A 13,982-nucleotide genomic window follows, 5' to 3' on the forward strand; every position below is an offset into this window, starting at 1 on the left:
GATTTCTATTTTAAGTAATTACCTAAAGCCTACACATATCTAGAACTATTTGTAATGGCCATGGCTTGGCTAATCTTCTCACCAGTTTCTTGTAAAAGCGGTAAAAACTCATCACGCAGAACTTCTTTTGAAACACGCCCTGCGTGAACAGAACAGTTAAAGGCTGCGAACACTTTGCCAGTTCCATCACGTAGAGGGACGGCAATAGAACGTAGCCCCTCTTCTAGTTGTTGGTCGACACCACCCCAACTTTGCTTCCGTACATCCTCTAATATAGTTAGTAATTGTTCCTTATCTACAATTGTTTTGTCCGTAAACTTCTCGAAGTCAATGGAATCTAAGTACTTTTCTAGCTTCTCTTTTGGTAAATATGCTAAAAGAACATGGCCCATAGATGTTGCGTAAGCTGGAAGGCGCGAACCGACGTCTAAATTAATGGACATAATTCGTTTAGTAGAAACGCGTGCCACGTAAATAATATCTGTACCATCCAAGATTGATATGGAGCAAGATTCACCAGTTTGATTGACAAAGTCACGCATAAACGAGTGAGCAATACTCCAGCTATTATTGGAGGATAAGTAAGCATAACCCAAAGAGAGTGTACGAGCTGTTAATGTAAATATACTGTTGTTGGATTCTGCAAAACCAAGATGCTCGAGCGTCAGTAATATTCTACGAGCAGTAGGTCTGCTAAGCCCTGTTAGTTTTGAAACATCACTTATTGTAAGTGCTTGGTTCTCCTGTGAAAAAGCCTGTATTACTTGAAGACCACGTTCTAACGATTGGATGTAGTCTCCTGATTGTTTGAAATTATCTAATTCTTCTATTGACAAGTATATTACCCCTTATGATAAAATGAATTTGTACGAATGATGTATTAGTGTACGTATATCGTACATAATTTGAACGTATTTTGCAAGTATTCTTTTCATAGTTTTTTATTTTTTAGTAAAAATGAATACGCTTACAAAGAAGATGGGGAATTTAATCAAATTTGAGGGGGAAATTAAAATGGCAGAAGTAGCGGTAAAAAATGCAAGAGTATTAGAGGCTTATGAAGGATTCGTAAAACATATGAAAGCTTTTTTAGATGAGCAACAGTTTAATCATGAGGAATATACAAACTTCGTAAAATGGGCGGATCGCTTAGGTAGAAGTGGTGAAATTCCATTGTTCTTAGATGTTTTTGTAGAGACATATGTATTGGAAGCAAAATATAAAAACTCTCCAGGAACAGAGCCATCGTTACTTGGACCTTACTATGAAGAAAACTCACCTGTACTAGAAGGATCTAAAGTAGTTATTCCGCAGCGTCCAAATGAGCCAGGGGACAAATTGAAATTTTTCGGAAACGTTAGCTCTGTAAATGGACCGATTGGAAAGACGAAAGTTGAGTGGTGGCAAGACGATGCGGATGGATTATATTCTAACTATGACTCTACTGCACCAGACTTCAATTTAAGAGGGCAGTTCTTCACAGATGAAAATGGAGATTTTGAAGTAGAGTCAATCGTACCGATTCCATATCAAATTCCAACCAATGGTCCTACTGGTGAATTTACATTTGCTGCAGGATATCATGCTTACCGCCCGGCGCATATTCATATTAAGTTCGAGCATGAAGGGCATGAAACTTTAATCACGCAAGTATTCTTTGAGGGAGATCAATGGTTAGAAACAGATGTTGCTGGTGGTGTTCGTTCAACCCTTACAACTAAACTGATTGATAAAGGTGACCATAAAGAAGCTAGCTTGAACTTTGTTATGCGAACTGAATAAATCAATAATTCTATAGCTATCGAGCATATCTTGATAGCTATTTTTATTAGACTTTTTAAAATATTTTGGTATGATAAAAATAAGAGTGTACGAATAAGGTAAAAGTGTACGTATAGCGTACAAAAAGGAGTGGAGAAATGGAGTTTTATAAATTAAATATCAATGGAAATGCTATTCAAGTTGCTGATTATCCAGGAAAAAAGGGACCGATTATTGCGATTCACGGATTAACAGGTACGCATAAAAATATGCATTACTACGCTGAAAAGTTTAAAGGGGAGTATCGTTTTATTTCCGTAGATTTACGTGGTCGTGGGAATAGTGATGAGACAGATATAGAACCTTCCATTTTCAAACATGCAGATGATATTGTCGGTTTAATAAATGAGTTAAGGGTTGAAAATCCTATTCTATTAGGATATTCAATGGGTGCTTTTATTTCGGCAATAGTTGCTAGCCGACTAAAGTCGGTGCAAGGTTTAATATTACTGGACGGTGCTGCAAAAGCGACGGAACATCAGAGAGCAATCGTACAGCCATCTTTAGGAAGAATTAGCAGAGCGTTTACGTCAAAAGAACATTACGTAGAGGAAATTAAAAAAATATATACAAACTTAGGCGTAGAGTGGAATGATGTGCTACAAGATACAGTCGAATATGAAGTGGGACCAGTAGATGATCATTGGGAAAATAAATCCACAGAAGCACGCATCGTTGCTGATTTTAATAGCTTTTATACCTTTAGTCCTAAAGAAATATTTTCGCAAATTGAATGTCCGGTATTGCTCGTTTACGCAAAGGGTAACATTGGTTCGATGCCACCGCTATTTTACATAACAGATTATGAAGAAACTAGGGAGTTTGCAAAGGAAATCGAAAAAGTTATCTCGGATTGTAATCATTACACAATGGTGTTTGAAAAGCGGGAAGATATTGAAAAAGCTGTAGACGTTTTTCTACATAAACTATAACGGGGAAATACAAAGGGGTTAAGGGGAGAAACAGATGAAATTTTCAATCAAACGTATTAATCATAAATTGTGGGAATCCCACAATAAAACGAAAAATCTAGTGACAATGGCAAACCTCCGAAATCACAGCAGTACAGGGGTGGTGGCATCTGCAGAATTGCCAGTTGGAAAAATGAACACCACTAGGAACGAACAAATAAAACGGAATAATTCTTATAGCACAACGCAATTTGTCGGTCTCTTTTTAGGACCGTTATTATTCTTTCTAATACTGTTTTTCTTGCCACTTCCAGGATTGAGTGAAGAAGGGCGATCTGTCCTCGCAATCACTGCATGGATTGCTGTTTGGTGGATCTTGGAATCTATCCCATTAGGCATTACTTCGCTCTTGCCGCTAGTTTTATTGCCAGTGATGGGGACAATTGGGGAGGGTGTTGCGGCTGCTAGTTATGGTAATCCTTTAATCTTCTTATTTATCGGGGGATTTGCACTCGCTTTGGCTTTAGAGCGTTGGAATCTACATGAACGAATTGCAATTACGATTATCAGTGCAGTGGGGACTAGTACGCCAGGACTCGTTCTAGGATTTATGCTAGCAACCGGTTTAATCTCAATGTGGGTATCGAATATGGCCACAGTTATGCTAATGCTTCCAATTGGTACGGCTATCATCGCAAAAGTCGTGACCCTCATGAAAGAAGATAATGTGTATACCAAAGAAGAAGAAATGAAATTCACGAAATCAATTATTTTTGCAATAGGCTTTGGAGGAACAATTGGAGGAAGCGCAACTTTGATAGGAACACCGACGAACCTTGTGCTCGCAGGACTTTCCAAGGAACTATTAGGGTTTGAAATATCCTTTGCCCAATTTTTTCTCTTTGCCTTTCCGTTGACCGCGTTGTTGATGCTTTTTTCCATTTTCTATATCACAAAAATTGCTTATCCTATGAAAGTTAAAAAAATCAAGAACGGTCGTCAGTTTGTAAGTGAACGGAAAATAGAACTCGGCAAAATGTCATATGAAGAAAAAATTGTTCTATCCATTTTCATACTAACTGGCTTTATGTGGATGACGAGAACATTCTTATGGAGTGATATCATCCCTGGTTTGAGCGATACGATGATTGCTATGGTAGCCGCGGTTCTGCTACATGTTATTCCATCATCTAATAGACCAGGCGAACGTATCCTCGGAAAAGACTCACTGAAGAACATGCCATGGGATGTTCTACTCTTAGTCGGCGGGGGATTAGCGCTTGCTGCTGGCTTTAACGGAACGGATCTGGCGAGCTGGATCGGTAGCCAATTACTTTTATTAGATGGTGCTTCCTACATGATGATTTTAGGAGTTACTACTTTGCTAGGTATCGGGATGACTCAAATGACGCCGAATACAGCTACAGTAACGATACTAGTTCCAATCACTGCAGCGCTGGCGCTCGCAATGAATGTTCATCCTCTTCCGCTTATGACAGCAGTCGCTATGGGAGCAGGATTCGCATTCATGTTGCCGATCGGTACTCCATCAAATGCCATCATTTTTGCGACTGGCAAAATCACCATGATGGATATGTTAAGAAAAGGGACAGGACTTACGGTATTAGCATTCGTTCTGATTGTCGTGTTTGTATATTTTGTACTTCCCGTCATATTCGGTATCAATCAGTTTGAATATCCGGATGCCTTAAAATAATTCGAAATTTAGGAGTGAAAAAATGAGTAAAGGATTGGCCTATTTTAAAGAAGTATATGATGAAGTTCCAGGCTGGGTGCAAAAAATGCATGATTATAGCCCGGTTGTACTGGATCAGTATACAGGATTACGTGGAGAAATCATGCAAGATGGTGCATTATCTCGCAAGGAAAAGGATGTTCTATTAGCAAGTATGAACGCAGCTAGATTGTATGCACGGAGTATGGGGTATCACACGAAAGGCGCGATCGATTTTGGTTCGACGATTCCAGAGTTAGTGGAATACTTTTTAGTTTCCTACTTATATGGAGGAACAGCTGCATTAAAAGTATCACTTGAGGGATTGGCCTATGCTCTGGAATTAAAAGGAGTAAAGGTAACGCAACCACAAGAAGAACCAGAATCGATCGAAGGGATCTTTGAAACGATTATTACGTGGTTAGGTAGCGAGGATACTAGCTTTATAGTAGATTCTCTTGCGATCATTCAAAGTGGTGATAAAGAAAAAGTAGACGAAAAGCTTCTTGGAGATGGTCATGTGTCTACACGAATGAAGCACTTGAATATGGTAGGGAATTATATTACACAGTTACGAGGAGCGGATGCAGTTCCTTGGATAGAAAGAGCAAGAGCAGTCGGCGTAACGGAAGCAGAGCTTGCGGATGTTGGTTATATTTGTGTGTTAACGGCAGGTATCCCGGCATGGTTTGAAATAAGTGATTCATTAAAGTTGGCTACTAAGTAAGGAGAATTCAATATGTCAAAGGTTATCAGTGATATTCAGGATGCTTTAGCTTGTGTAGAAAGCGGTCATACAATTTTAGTAGGCGGTTTTGGTTTAGTGGGGGCACCTCTTTCATTAATAGAAGGATTAACAGAAAAAGATGTAACGAATTTAACGATTGTTAGTAATAACTTGGGTGAATCCGGCAAGGGACTTGGTATTTTACTAAATCAAAACAAGATAAAAAAAGGAATTGGCTCTTATTTTACGAGTAACAGAGATGTCGGAGATAAGTATCAAAAAGGAGAAATCGAGTTAGAATTGCTGCCTCAAGGGACATTGGCCGAATCTTTACGTGCAGGTGGAGCTGGTCTAGGTGGATACTACACAACAACAGGCGTTGGAACGGATCTAGCAAAAGGGAAAGAAGAACGAGAGATTGATGGAGTGAACTATATATTCGAAAAGGCTATTCGAGCAGATGTTGCACTTATTCGTGCGCATAAAGCAGATACGCTTGGAAATCTCGTTTATTACAAAACAGCCCGTAACTTTAATCCCCTAATGGCAACTGCTGCGAAGAAAGTAATTGTGGAAGTGGATGAAATTGTAGAACCTGGAGCATTAAATCCAGAAGAAATCGTCACACCGTTTTTGTATGTCGATACAATCATCCAAGCTCAGCAAGTATTGACGAAGGAAGGGGTTGTGAACAAATGACTACATGGAGTAAAACAGATATGCAGCATTTAATCGCAAAGCGTGTAGCGGCCGAACTCGAAGGACCTTGCGTTGTGAATTTAGGAATTGGTATTCCTACGCTAGTCGCGGAATATATGGACGCAGAAGATATTTATATGCATACGGAAAACGGTCTGCTCGGAGTAACAGACGTGGAAGAAGCCGATATCGATCCAAACCTTGTAAATGCAGGAAAGTTACCGGTTGGAGAAGCAATTGGTTCTTCTTTCTTTAATAGTTCCGATTCCTTTGCGATGATTCGTGGGGGGCATGTGGATGTAGCAATTTTAGGTGCACTACAAGTCGATCAAACGGGTGTTATTGCAAACTGGGCGGTTCCAGGAAAGAATATTATGGGTGTTGGGGGTGCGATGGATTTATTGGTCGGCGCAAAGAAAGTGTTTGTAACGATGAGCCATACATCTAAAGATGGTAGCAGCAAACTGTTAAAAGAGTGTACATATCCAATCACCTCGACAAGAAGCGTTGATATGATTTTTACGGAACTTGCGGTATTTGAAGTAGTGAATAAGCAATTGAAGCTTGTCGAGCTAATGCCAGGTATCACCATAGAAGAAGTACAAGCAAAAACGGAAGCTGATTTTATACATTAAATCGAAGAGGGTTGGTTGTAAATGAAAATACGTTCTTTTGATGTTTATATAGTAGATTTACCGACAATTCGTCCGCACCAGTTGGCAATGCATACGATTGTTTCCCAATCGATTGTTGTGGGTCGCGTTACAGATGAGGAAGGCCGTGAAGGCTGGTCTGAAGTGGCGACTATTGGAGGAGCTTCATATGGAGAGTCGACACCGGAAGCGATTAAAGCAAATATTGACACATATATAGCGCCACTAGTAATTGGGAAGGACCCAGTTCATTTTGACAAGATTATGTATGAAGTTTCACAGGAAGTAAGAGGCAATAATTTTGCCAAAACGGTTGTAGAAACAGCAATTATCGACTTAGCGGCCCGTAGTAAAGGTGTAGCAGCTTTTGAATTATTCGGTGGCCAAATCCATACTTCCTTGCCAATTGCTTGGACGCTAGCAAGTGGGGACACCGCAAAAGATATTGAAGAAGCGAAAGAATTTTTACATCAAAAGCGTCATAAAATTTTCAAGTTGAAAATAGGAAAAGGCGATCCGTTTAAAAATGTGGAGCATGTTCGAAAGATTAAACAAGCGGTAGGGGACGAGGCACGAATTACGGTCGACGTCAATCAAGCTTGGGATGAGGATACGGCAAATTATTGTATCGCTGCTTTAGAAGACGGCGGTGTATCGATGGTGGAACAGCCGCTGCCAACGTGGAATTATGAAGGAATGGCAAGATTGACAGCTCGTTTTAAAGTACCGATTATGGCTGATGAAGCTGCAAATAGCATACAAGATGTGTTCCAAATTTCGAAGCACCGTGCAGGTAATTGCATCGCGTTGAAGCCTTGTAAAGCAGGTGGGCTAACGCAAACAAAGAAAGTTGCGGGGATAGCGGAAGCTGCAGGAATTGGATTATATGGTGGCACGATGATCGAGTCTAGTTTAGGAACAGCAATTTGCGCACAACTTTATGCAACAATTCCAGAGATGAAATTTGGTACAGAAATATTCGGTCCTTTATTATTTCAAGATGACCTTACGTTAGAGCCTATTAAGTTTGAAAACTTTGAAGTCATTATACCGAATGGACCTGGATTTGGAGTAGAAATTGATCGCGAAAAAGTAAAACATTATGCGAGAAGTCTTTAAGGTGGAGAGGATTATATGAAGAATGTGGTAATCGTAGATGCAGTTCGTACGGCAATAGGAAAACTTGGCGGTAGTATTGGCAATGAAACAGTAGATTTCTTAGGATCATACGTAATAGAGGAATTAATTCGTCGTACAGAATTAGATAAGACTGCTGTAGAAGAAGTGATTTTAGGTCAAGCAAAACAAAGTGCAGATGTATCCAACCTAGCAAGAGTAGCGATGCTTCGAGCTGGACTTCCTGTAGAAATTCCTGGATATACAATCCATCGTCAATGTGGATCGGGTGTGCAAGCGGTTAACTCTGCGGCACAACAGATTCAAACAGGATTAAGCGATATTATCATTGCTGGTGGAGCAGAGTCGATGAGTACTGCACCTTATTATGTGAATAGTGTACGCTTTGGTACAAAATCTGGAGATGTTTCATTGAAAGATCCGAATACCGCAAGTCAACCAGGTTCTCAGCCAAGAGAGATTTATGGGGATTTGAATATGGGTATCACAGCAGAAAATGTAGCAGAAAAGTACGGTATCTCTAGAGAAGCACAAGATGAATTTGCATTAAGCAGCCAAGAAAAAACAAAAAACGCCATAGAAAAAGGCTATTTTGAAAAAGAGATAGCACCTTACCCGGTGAAAACACGTAAAGGAATTGTAGAGTTTAAAGTCGATGAGCATCCAAGGGAAACATCCTTGGAGAAGCTAGCTACACTTAAGCCAGTGTTTAAAGAAGGTGGGACGGTAACAGCAGGTAATGCTAGTGGTCGTAATGATGGAGCAGCAGCTTTGCTAGTAATGTCTGAAGAAGAAGCGTTGAAACGGGGCTATAAACCAAAAGCACGCATTATCGCACAAGCTTCTGTAGGATGTGCACCTGAGTTAATGGGAATGGGACCTGTATATGCTATGCAAAAAGCATTGCAGCAAACTAGTTTATCGATGGCAGATTTAGATGTAGTAGAGTTGAATGAAGCTTTTGCAGCACAAGCAGTTGCATGTGTGAATGAGTTGGGACTAGATTACGGTAAGGTGAATCCAAATGGGGGAGCCATCGCAATGGGTCATCCTATTGGCGCAACTGGTGCAATACTGTTGACGAAGTTAGTGCATGAATTAGAACGTACTGGCAAGAAATATGGTGCGGTGACGCTCTGTATCGCTGGCGGTATGGGTATCGCAACGATTATTGAGAATATGCAAGTTTAAGGGGGCTGCTTAGGCAGCTCTTTTGTTTTGGAAGAGAATTGGTTGCTTTCGTGAATTAATTGGTTTCCCTTAGCCATTTTGTAACTTATAAAAGCAAATAATTCCAATACAATATTCATAAAAGCTATCTCTGCATGAGTTTACTTGTTAATTGGAGAGCTTGGTTGCTTTCTCGCACATTTGGTTGCTTTCGCCATAAAATTGATTGCTCTCGTAAGAGAATTGGTTTCCCTTAGCCATTAATTTCTATTAAATTTCTACATTCTTATATTGGAATTGTTTCAAAAATAAAGCCATTTTTCAAAACAGATTTTAATTGTTTTGGAAGGTGGCTTCTTTTTATTTAATTAGAATGTTTGTTTTTCGAAGTTTTTGGGCAAGACTGTGACGAATTAAAATGTTTAACAGTTTACTTGCAAAGGAGGAGTTTTATTTTGATGTTTAGAACATTTTTGTTCATTGTGCTTATCCTATTTTCAATGAATACAGTAGCACAAGCGGCGGAACTTATGCCTATAGGCGTAGGAGGAGACAATATTGAAGTTTCCTATAATTTTCCGATAGAAAATGATGTACCATTTCAATATGCTTTAGATCTTGGATTAGTTAATTATCCACCAGTGGATCTGCAAGTAGAGCCTGAAGTATATAAGGTGATGCAAGGAGATAATTTATTTCGAATTGCACTAAAGCATAATATTCCATTAGAGTCCCTAGTTGAGTGGAATAATTTGGCGGGAGATAAAATACATCCAGGTGATGAATTGATTGTGAGCGGGGGTGGTGTGGAAGCGGAAACCGTTCATCAGAAGCCAGATAGGAAGGTGGCGGCTGTTTCCACCCCAATTGTTACACCCCCACCAGTCGAAAAAACGGAAGCAGTAGAAGTAAAGGAAGAAAAAGTAGAAGTGGCAGAGGAACAAGTAGTGGATGAAATGACTGTTACAGCAACTGCTTATACGGCATACTGTCCAGGCTGTTCCGGAACGACTGCATATGGAATTGACTTACGTTCCAATCCAAACCAGAAAGTGATTGCTGTAGATCCAAGAATTATTCCACTCGGCACAAAAGTATGGGTGGAAGGTTACGGAGAGGCTATTGCCGGTGATACAGGTGGAGCTATTAAAGGTCACAAAATTGATGTATTCATTCCATCTTATGATAGTGCGATGGAATGGGGAGTTAAAAAGGTCAAACTGAAAGTACTCAATTAATAAGGAAAACCTATGCAGAGTGTTTGCATAGGTTTTTTTATATGGAAATTGCATTGAGAATATTTCAATTATAGTGCATAATGAGACAATTAATGAGTTAGTGAGGAGATGTACTTTAATGTCTATTAATACGGAAGTCCAAGTAAGGTCGAAGCAACAACATAAACAATTAGAAAACAGAGGCTGTTTGTTAGTGAAATGTCCAGATAAACCAGGGATAGTCTCTATTCTATCTACATTTTTACATAATCATGAATCTAATATTATTGAGTCAAGCCAATATTCAAGCGATCCAGAGAATGGAATCTTTTTTATACGAATCGAGTACCATCGTGAGAATTTGCTAAAAGAGAAGAAAAGAATGGAAAATGATTTCCGCGAGATTGCGGCAGCACATAATATGGATTACAACTTTTCCTATCGGATTGAGCGAAAACGATCTGCGATATTTGTCTCCAAAGAAATCCACTGCTTGATGGAGCTATTGTGGGAATGGCAAAATGGAGATTTAGATACTGATATCGTCGTAGTTATTAGTAATCACGAAGATGCCCGTCCAATCGTAGAGTCGTTAGGAATACCGTTTCATTACATACCGGCAAACAAAGATATTCGGAAACAGGTGGAAGAAGAACAAATACGCTTGTTGGACAAGTATGAAGTCGACTTGTTAATTCTAGCACGGTATATGCAAATTCTAACTCCAGACTTTGTTCGCCACTTTGAGAGCCGAATCATTAATATTCACCATTCCTTTTTGCCTGCGTTTATAGGAGCGGGACCATATGAGCGTGCATACGAGCGTGGTGTAAAGTTAATCGGTGCGACATCGCATTATGTAACGAATAATCTTGATGAAGGACCGATAATCGAGCAGGACGTTGAACGAGTTGATCATCGAGATGATGTCATCAATTTAAAGAAAATTGGACGTCAAATTGAGCGACGGGTACTTGCTAAAGCGGTGAAATGGCATTTAGAGAATCGCATCATTGTAGAGGGAAATAAAACGATTGTGTTTCATTAATAAATAAATCCAGGTTGGAGACGATTTTTATACGTTTCTAATCTGGATTTTTTTGTACTATAAGAAGTTATCAAATAGATGGAATTTCACTTAACAACAAAGTATGGCATTTTTCAAGGAATAATGCGTCTAAGCAATGTCTGCTAGTATTTCCTCTGAGTAAGAAATGTGAGAAATCAATCATCACAATCACATTGCATACTAATTGATGATCTATCTATCTTTCATACTAGTCTAGTTTCAAAATGGTCACTACTTCCATAAATCAGCATTTATACATATGAAAAAGGTCTAAAACTGTCTTGGCTCTAACTTTTTTTTGAATATTTTTCTTGGAAAATGTGTTTAGTTGGAACTTTGAGGGGGTTAGTTGGAAATTTCACTGGTTTAGTTGGAATTTTGTTAAGTTTAGTTGGAATAATCGTGTGGTTAGTTGTAAAAGGATAACTTTCCCACAAAAAAGCGATTAGTCTCAAGTGAACGATTGCTACTAGTTATGAACTTTTCCTATTTCTTCATTTTTCTCAGATTCATCAAGTGGTCTCTTCTGGTTGAAGACAGCAAATTTCTCTTCGTTCTTTTCATTATATTCATCGCTCACTCACTCACGTACACAGTAGACACCGTATACCACGCATATTCCCCCTAGGCACAAACTAACCTTAACAAAAGCTCAACAATTTTTACTTAACATTATTAACTCCTCCATACCCGCTTAATGTTTGTTTTGTAACATGATTCTTGTAAGCAAATTAAAACAAACATAAACAAACGGAGGTTTTCGGCAATGTCTTTTAAGCGTGTTTGGAAGAAAAGCATAATCGGTGTATTAGCAGTATCTATTTTGGCGGCTTGTTCGGATAGTTCAGCTAAAACAACCGTTAATGGCAACGATTTATCGGTAGATGAAATTATAACAAAAGCAAAAGAAGAAGGTACAGTAAACTCGGTAGGTATGCCGGATACTTGGGCGAACTGGGTGGAAACTTGGGAAGAGCTTGGAGCGGAGTATAACTTAAACCATGCAGATACCGATATGTCGAGTGCAGAGGAACTTGCAAAGTTTGAAGCGGAGAAGGAAGATGCAACGGCTGATATCGGAGACGTTGGTATTGCATTTGGACCAATCGCAAAAGACAAAGGTTTAACATTAGCCTATAAAACTTCTTACTGGGATGATATTCCGGATTGGGCTAAAGATGAAGAAGGTCACTGGGTTGTTGGATATACAGGAACCATGTCCTTTTTAACAGATACAAACAATGTGAAAAATCCGCCTAAATCATGGGACGATATTAAAAATGGTGATTTTAATGTAAGTATTGGAGATGCCTTAACTGCAAACCAAGCACAGTTTGCTATTTTAGCAGCAGCTATGGCTTATGGTGGAGATGAGAAGAATTTACAACCTGGAATTGATTTCTTCGCAGAGCTTGCTAAACAAGGTCGACTACAAGGGGACGCAACAGTTGCGAACCTGGAAAAAGGGGAAATTGATGTAGCAATTATGTGGGATTTCAATTCGTTAGGCTATCGCAACCAAATTGATGAGTCACGTTTTGAAGTAGTAATTCCAGAAGAAGGCTCTGTTATTTCTGGTTATGCAACGGTTATTAATAAATACGCAAAAAATCCACATGCTGCAATGTTAACACGTGAGTATATATTATCGGACGCTGGACAAGAAAATTTGGCAAAAGGATACGCACGTCCAATTCGTGAGAACGTAGAGCTTTCTGCAGAAGTAGAAGATTTGTTATTGCCGGCGGAAATGTATGAAAATGCACAACCAGTTGGCGATCAAAAAGCATGGGAAGAAACAACAAAACAAATTCCACAAATGTACCAAGAACAGGTATTAATCCATGTCAAATAATCGTGTAGTTCTTATAGTGATAGACGCACTTAGATACGATACGGCATGTACGCATATGGGTTTTATGCAACATTTAGTGGAAAGAGGTGCTGCTGCGCGTTATGAAGTGCGCTCAGAAGTACCCTCCTTATCACGCCCATTATATGAGACGATTTTAACCGGGACACCTCCAATTATCCATGGTGTCACAAGTAATGCCGTGGTACGTTTATCCAATCAAACAAGCTTATTCCATCTAGCGCAAGAGAGTGGGAAAACTACTGCTGCTGCTGCTTACTACTGGGTAAGTGAACTCTATAATAGCGCTCCTTTTAATCATTTTGCGGATCGTATTCAATTGGACACTGATCACCCGATTGAAAATGGCTTATTCTATTTTGAAGATCATTATCCAGATAGTCATTTATTTGCAGAAGCAGCTTGGTTAATGGCTGAAAAGCAGCCGGACTTTTTATATATTCATCCAATGAATGTGGATGATGATGGACATAAGTTTACGGCAGATTCCAAGGAATATCGTAATCGTGTATTAGCGGTAGATGGGATTCTTTCGTTGTTCATCCCTAATTGTTTGGAGCAAGGATACGATGTTATTGTGACGGCGGATCACGGCATGACGAGTGATGGAAACCATGGTGGTAATACGATAGAAGATCGTCATGTCCCAATGTTTGTATTATCGAAGCAAGTGAAGCCAGGTATTAAGGAAGGCATTGTTTCACAATTGCAGGTGGCGCCTTTGGTTTGTCAGTTACTAGAAATAGAGCGTTCAGAAGAAATGGTTCCTCTTCTTCTGAACGGAGTACGTACAAAAAAAGAGGCCTAGTGCCTCTTTTCTATTTAACTTCTTTCATCAGAAGTTTGTGAACTCCTATAAATGAAGTTAAAGCCTCCGGCGGATGTCACAGATTTTTTAAAGGAATTTCTCGAGTTAGCTAGAAAAAAATCTGGACGCAAATTCGCCGAGTCGAATTTGATAAAGGAAGTA

13 protein-coding genes are annotated in these 13,982 nt (G+C 39.4%); 12 read left to right on the forward strand and 1 reads right to left on the reverse strand.

Translation table 11 applies throughout. The features are described 5' to 3' along the window. Positions 1 to 29: 29 nt before the first annotated feature. Positions 30 to 836 (reverse strand): IclR family transcriptional regulator, encoded by an 807-nt coding sequence (locus tag FG382_RS15325; protein ID WP_142539766.1) that lies wholly within the window; start codon positions 834 to 836, stop codon positions 30 to 32. 178 nt (positions 837 to 1,014) lie between these two features. Here FG382_RS15325 and FG382_RS15330 point away from each other — a divergent pair, with 178 nt between their 5' ends. From FG382_RS15330 to FG382_RS15385, 12 genes are all read left to right on the forward strand, one after another. Continuing rightward, complete coding sequence (locus FG382_RS15330) at positions 1,015 to 1,782, forward strand: dioxygenase family protein (RefSeq protein WP_142539767.1); 768 nt, start codon at positions 1,015 to 1,017, stop codon at positions 1,780 to 1,782. A 137-nt stretch (positions 1,783 to 1,919) separates the two neighbouring features. After that, positions 1,920 to 2,753, forward strand: a complete 834-nt coding sequence (locus FG382_RS15335; protein WP_142539768.1) for an alpha/beta fold hydrolase — start codon at positions 1,920 to 1,922, stop codon at positions 2,751 to 2,753. A 34-nt stretch (positions 2,754 to 2,787) separates the two neighbouring features. Then, entirely contained in the window at positions 2,788 to 4,449 is a 1,662-nt protein-coding gene (locus tag FG382_RS15340; RefSeq protein ID WP_142539769.1) for an SLC13 family permease, read from the forward strand. Between the two features lie 22 nt (positions 4,450 to 4,471). Next, positions 4,472 to 5,194 carry a carboxymuconolactone decarboxylase family protein gene (locus FG382_RS15345; RefSeq protein WP_142539770.1) on the forward strand — a complete coding sequence of 241 codons (723 nt, stop codon included), beginning with the start codon at positions 4,472 to 4,474 and terminating at the stop codon, positions 5,192 to 5,194. A 12-nt stretch (positions 5,195 to 5,206) separates the two neighbouring features. After that, positions 5,207 to 5,893: a CoA transferase subunit A gene (locus FG382_RS15350; protein ID WP_142539771.1), complete on the forward strand. Its 687-nt coding sequence runs from the start codon at positions 5,207 to 5,209 to the stop codon at positions 5,891 to 5,893. Beyond that, entirely contained in the window at positions 5,890 to 6,528 is a 639-nt protein-coding gene (locus tag FG382_RS15355) for a 3-oxoacid CoA-transferase subunit B (protein WP_142539772.1), read from the forward strand. Before FG382_RS15350 ends, FG382_RS15355 begins: the two co-directional genes overlap by 4 nt. A 21-nt stretch (positions 6,529 to 6,549) precedes the next feature. Beyond that, positions 6,550 to 7,665: a muconate cycloisomerase family protein gene (locus tag FG382_RS15360; protein WP_142539773.1), complete on the forward strand. Its 1,116-nt coding sequence runs from the start codon at positions 6,550 to 6,552 to the stop codon at positions 7,663 to 7,665. A gap of 15 nt (positions 7,666 to 7,680) precedes the next feature. Beyond that, entirely contained in the window at positions 7,681 to 8,874 is a 1,194-nt protein-coding gene (locus FG382_RS15365) for a thiolase family protein (protein WP_142539774.1), read from the forward strand. A 437-nt stretch (positions 8,875 to 9,311) separates the two neighbouring features. Beyond that, positions 9,312 to 10,091 carry a 3D domain-containing protein gene (locus FG382_RS15370; RefSeq protein ID WP_229677427.1) on the forward strand — a complete coding sequence of 260 codons (780 nt, stop codon included), beginning with the start codon at positions 9,312 to 9,314 and terminating at the stop codon, positions 10,089 to 10,091. 118 nt (positions 10,092 to 10,209) lie between these two features. Next, positions 10,210 to 11,118: a formyltetrahydrofolate deformylase gene (gene purU / locus FG382_RS15375; protein WP_142539775.1), complete on the forward strand. Its 909-nt coding sequence runs from the start codon at positions 10,210 to 10,212 to the stop codon at positions 11,116 to 11,118. Between the two features lie 787 nt (positions 11,119 to 11,905). Next, a complete protein-coding gene (locus tag FG382_RS15380; protein WP_142539776.1) occupies positions 11,906 to 12,994 on the forward strand; it encodes an ABC transporter substrate-binding protein in 1,089 nt (362 codons plus the stop codon). Beyond that, positions 12,984 to 13,820, forward strand: coding sequence for an alkaline phosphatase family protein (locus FG382_RS15385; RefSeq protein ID WP_142539777.1), 837 nt, complete (start codon positions 12,984 to 12,986; stop codon positions 13,818 to 13,820). Before FG382_RS15380 ends, FG382_RS15385 begins: the two co-directional genes overlap by 11 nt. Positions 13,821 to 13,982: the final 162 nt, after the last annotated feature.

This window comes from Psychrobacillus lasiicapitis (genome assembly GCF_006861795.1).
Lineage (GTDB): Bacteria > Bacillota > Bacilli > Bacillales_A > Planococcaceae > Psychrobacillus > Psychrobacillus lasiicapitis.